The organism is Deltaproteobacteria bacterium (assembly GCA_019308925.1).
Classification (GTDB): Bacteria; Desulfobacterota; B13-G15; order B13-G15; family RBG-16-54-18; genus JAFDHG01.
Genome location: JAFDHG010000103.1, coordinates 1 through 3,752, shown reverse-complemented (window position 1 = coordinate 3,752; position 3,752 = coordinate 1). Strand labels below are relative to the sequence as shown.

Genomic DNA, 3,752 nt, shown 5'->3' with positions numbered 1-3,752 from the left:
GCCACCCTGGGCGTAAGCTTCTTGAATAATGCGACCGATTGCCTGTTCCATGATTTGCGACATGGGAACTATTGACAGGGATCAGGAAATACCCCAAATCCAGGGATGAGAAAGTAAGCTAGCTTAACGGACAATAAATAACCCACCTATATTTTCTTCCCTCCCTTTTAACTAACCTAAGAAACATTTACTTTGGATATGGTTCATATTCTTCCACTTTAACAGGGCAAATCGGTTTATGGTTTCCGTTGGAGGGAAACCATGAACCAAAAGATCCGATGTGCAAATCCCCAATGTAGGCGTCTTTTTAATCCAAACCCTCGCGTAAAGAACCATCGATACTGTGACAAGAAGGATTGTCAGCGTGCCAGGAAAAGACAGTGGCAGCGTCAAAAGATGAAAGATGATCCAGACTACCGAGATGATCATCGAGACGCCCAGCAAAGTTGGATAGAGGACAACCGAGATTACTGGCGACGATATAGGAGCCAACATCCCGAGTATGTGGAACGTAACCGCCTTTTACAAAAAGAGCGGGACAGGAAACGCCGCACTGGAGATCTTGCAAAGATGGACGCGTCAGGGCAAATTTCTCTTGTAAAACCAGGAACTTACTATCTAATTCCTGCCAAAGGAGATCTTGCAAAGATGGACACGTTATCCCAGAAATATTTCCTGATTCCAAGCTCTTATACATTTCTTGCAAAGAAGGACTCGATAGACTTTTCCACTTTTCTCTCTTAAGTTGAGGGATAAAGGAGGTTAGCCATGATTGAGAAAACCCCACTTTGTCCTCAAAGGGTCCGTAAGATCACCGGCTCCTTTGCATTTATCGAACATCGCTTCCTAAGAGATGGCTTTCTTGAGGGCCTCACTCATCATGAACTGGTGCTTTACCTGTTTTTGGTACTTGTGGCCGACCGAAACGGGCTTTCCTACTACAGCTACGATAAAATCTGTACCCTCTTGCGGTTTTCTATTGATGAGTATCTTTTTGCCCGAAATCAATTGATCCAGAAAGACCTGATCGCTTTTGATGGGCATCTGTACCAGGTGCTCTCTGTGCCGGATAAGCCTGTCATTCAGATATCAAAACCTCTTAAAGGAGAAGAGGAGATGGCTCAAAGGGATCCGGCTACTGTCCACCAAATTATCCATGATGCAATAGGAGAAGACCATGATTGAGCAGAGAACTATCTTCGAAATCCATCGTCTCACTAATGAAGGATTCTCCATTCGAAAGATCGCCAGACACCTCAACCTTCACCGGAAAACTGTGGCTAGATACCTCAATGACCCAAATCCCAAAAGGCCCGTGATCAAGAGGTCCAGCAAGCTTGATCCCTTCAAGGAGGAGATCTCAAAAATGATGGAGATCGATCCCAAAGCCTCAGCTGTGGTCATCCTTCAGCGCATCGCCTCTCTGGGATTCGATGGGGAAGTTACCATCTTAAGAGATTATCTTAGGAAGACTCGGGGTAGATCGAAAAGGAGAGAGCCCTTTATTCGCTTTGAATCCCTACCCGGTCAGCAATGCCAGATCGATTGGGGCCACTTCGGCTCCCTCACCTATGGCAACACCACGCGTAAGCTCTCCTGCATGGCAGTGATTGAGTGCTACAGCCGAATGCTCTATCTTGAGTTCACTCACTCACAAAGGCAGGAAACACTGCACCGTTGCCTGCTCAATGCCTTTTGCTACTTTAAAGGAACCCCAAAGGAGCTGGTTCATGATAATATGCTCACCGCGGTCATAGAACGTGAGGGGCCTCTGATCCGATTCAATGATGCCTTCCTGGAGTTCCTGCTGCCCTTTAAGATTGTCCCGGTAGCCTGCAACGTGGCTCAACCCCATGAGAAGGGCAAGGTGGAAAAGGGGGCCATCCACTACATCCGGTACAACTTCTGGCCCCTGAGATCATTCCGGGATCTCAAGGACCTTCAGGTTCAGGCCAACCACTGGAGAGACCATGTCGCTAATGTCAGGGTGCATAGCACCACAGGGGAGAGGCCCATTGATCGCTTTAAAGCAGAGTGCATGAGGCCATTGCCTGAGCTTCTGCCTGATTGCCGAGATACGGCCATCTGTAAAGTGTACCCCGATTTCTCCATCCGCTTTGATGGCAACTCCTATACCGTGCCTCCCTGGGCCATCGATAAAGGGGTGGTCGCCAAGGCTGATCACCATACCCTCACCATCTACTTCAAAGATAAGCCCATTGCCACCCATCACCGATCCTGGGAGAGAAGAAAGCGCATCGAACTGCCTTCACACCGGGAAGCTGCCAGAAAGGAGCAGCGAAGGATCTGGCGTTCACAGGAGGTAGCGGCCTTCATCAGTCTGGGAGAGGCAGCTAAAACCTATCTCGAACACCTTACCGCTACAAATCAACCCATCAAAAAGAACCTCAAAAAACTCCTCAACCTTAAAGCTGAGTATGGCCCCTATGCCCTGATTGAGGCCATCAAAAAAGCTACCTTACACAACGCCTATGGTGCCCATTATATTGAAAATATCCTCTATCAGGAGATGACCCCAAAAAGACATCATCCCCCAGTCAAGGTCAAACAGGAAAACCTCAACCGTATCCGGCTCGAAGAACCCTCCTTAGCCCAATACGATGCATTGGTCATCAAAAGGAGGAAAAACTCATGACAGATGTAGAGCATATCAAAGAGAAACTCATAAACCTTCGCCTTAAAGTCATGGCCCAACACCTTGAAGCCACCCTTAAGGAGGCCAACGATAGGAATCAGGACTGTCTTTTTGTCCTCAATCGGCTTGCAGAGTCAGAGGCAGAACATCGGTGGCACAATGCCACTAAGCTCAGATTCCAACAGTCCAGGCTCAATGAAAAGATCACTATCGATCAGTTTGACTTCCACCACCATAGCTCAAGAAGGAATCAGAAAACTCAAATCCTAAACCTCCTTAACCTGGAGTTTGTCAAAGAGCACAGAGATGTGATTGTGATCGGTAACCCCGGTACCGGTAAGAGCTTCCTTGCGAAATGCATCGCCTATGCCGCCTGTAATGCCAATATCAAGGCCCTTTTTACCACCGCCATTGATATGATCAACCATCTCATCGCCGCTGAGGCAGACCGCTCGCTTTTGAAAAAGCTCCACTACTATCAATCACCGGCCCTCCTAGTCTGTGATGAGCTCGGGTATCTTTCCCTGGGCCAGCAGGGTTCACACCTCTTCTTCCAGGTCATCAGTGCACGGCACCAGGTAAAGTCAACGCTGTTGACTACCAACCTGCCTTTTGCTGAGTGGGGAGAGGTGTTCGACTCAACCACTGTGGCCACAGCGATCGCTGACCGGCTCGTTTACAACTCGGAGGTCCTTATCTTTGGAGGGGAAAGTTATCGAAGAAAGCACAAATAAAAAACAGGGTTAATCGATCTCGAAAAATAGCGTATAGTAATAAGTCCTTGATGGCATGATACTCTTTTCAATAAGAGCAGCAGGGTTGAGGTCTGCCTGGACTTCTTAATGGTCCAATTTTAAACCCCTGGATTTGGGGTATTTCCTGATCCCTGTCAATACAATAAACAAAGGGTAGCCTATCATTCGCGGCGGATTGACATTTATCTCGAGCATGAACCTTGGGATACTTCTACCGTGTCCTGAATGTGACAGATAGTCACCTGCGTATGATCACATGGAGGAAAGGCAGTGGCAGCATTTAAATACCTGTCACGTAGCTACCTACCTACACACCCGCCTTCCTCGTATCAAATACAAAG

5 protein-coding genes are annotated in these 3,752 nt (G+C 47.8%); all 5 read left to right on the top strand.

Annotation, left to right across the window (positions count from 1 at the left end; all coding sequences use genetic code 11):
- Positions 1-396 precede the first annotated feature (396 nt).
- Positions 397-744 carry a hypothetical protein gene (locus tag JRI46_12240; GenBank protein MBW2040334.1) on the top strand — a complete coding sequence of 116 codons (348 nt, stop codon included), beginning with the start codon at positions 397-399 and terminating at the stop codon, positions 742-744.
- A gap of 24 nt (positions 745-768) precedes the next feature.
- On the top strand, positions 769-1,185 hold the full coding sequence (locus tag JRI46_12235) for a hypothetical protein (protein MBW2040333.1): 417 nt from the start codon (positions 769-771) through the stop codon (positions 1,183-1,185).
- The gene (gene istA / locus JRI46_12230; protein MBW2040332.1) at positions 1,178-2,656 is read left to right on the top strand and encodes an IS21 family transposase; all 1,479 of its coding nucleotides are present in this window, start codon (positions 1,178-1,180) and stop codon (positions 2,654-2,656) included. The genes JRI46_12235 and istA overlap by 8 nt, the downstream gene beginning before the upstream one ends.
- A complete protein-coding gene (gene istB / locus JRI46_12225; protein MBW2040331.1) occupies positions 2,653-3,390 on the top strand; it encodes an IS21-like element helper ATPase IstB in 738 nt (245 codons plus the stop codon). Before istA ends, istB begins: the two co-directional genes overlap by 4 nt.
- Positions 3,391-3,667: 277 nt before the next feature.
- Positions 3,668-3,752 (top strand): transposase family protein (locus JRI46_12220; protein MBW2040330.1); only part of this gene is annotated, 85 nt, incomplete at its 3' end.

Excerpts from the sequence above, each read along its gene's own strand:
- JRI46_12240 (MBW2040334.1), top strand. The coding sequence starts at position 397 with ATGAAAGATGATCCAGACTACCGAGATGATCATCGAGACGCCCAGCAA.
- JRI46_12235 (MBW2040333.1), top strand. The coding sequence starts at position 769 with ATGATTGAGAAAACCCCACTTTGTCCTCAAAGGGTCCGTAAGATCACC.
- istA (MBW2040332.1), top strand. The coding sequence starts at position 1,178 with ATGATTGAGCAGAGAACTATCTTCGAAATCCATCGTCTCACTAATGAA.
- istB (MBW2040331.1), top strand. The coding sequence starts at position 2,653 with ATGACAGATGTAGAGCATATCAAAGAGAAACTCATAAACCTTCGCCTT.